The sequence below is a fragment of the Vibrio sp. Y176 genome, from assembly GCF_033438945.1.
The window spans coordinates 1-545 of record NZ_JAWOQS010001038.1 but is presented as its reverse complement, the minus strand read 5'-3'; the positions used below and the strand labels follow the sequence as shown (position 1 = coordinate 545).

Here is a 545-nt window from a genome sequence, read left to right as displayed (position 1 = left end):
TCATCCAGCACCAATGTATTCAACTCTTCCAAGTTAATACGGCCTTTCTCAAGGTGATCCAGAATACGCCCCGGAGTACCAACAAGGATATGTGCACCATGCTCTAACGAACCAATTTGCGGTCCCATCGGCATACCGCCGCACAACGTAAGTACTTTAATGTTATGGATACCACGCCCTAGCGTTCGAATTTCTTTAGCAACTTGATCCGCCAGTTCGCGAGTCGGACACAGCACCAAAGCCTGCACGCGAAATCGTTTTACGTTTAGATTTGATAGCACGCCAAGACCAAACGCCGCTGTTTTACCCGAGCCCGTTTTACCCTGACCAATTACGTCACGCTGATTCAAAATCGCCGGTAAGCTTAACGCTTGAATTGGCGTCATATGGGTGTAGTTCAATGAATCCAGCGTTTCTAGTAGCGCTGGGTTCAGGCCTACTTGGTCAAAAGTTTGTTTGCTCACAGGGAAATATCCTCAGGTGGGATGAAAAAGAGGGCACATTATCGCCAGATTTTCTGGGAAGACCAGTGAAAATTAACCATT

At 47.2% G+C, this 545-nt stretch carries 1 protein-coding gene; it reads right to left on the bottom strand.

Features of this window, described 5'->3' with window-relative positions; genetic code table 11:
* Window positions 1–386: DEAD/DEAH box helicase (locus R7O13_RS30080; RefSeq protein WP_412125754.1), on the bottom strand; the 386-nt coding region annotated here is incomplete at its 3' end.
* Between the last annotated feature and the right edge of the window lie 159 nt (window positions 387–545).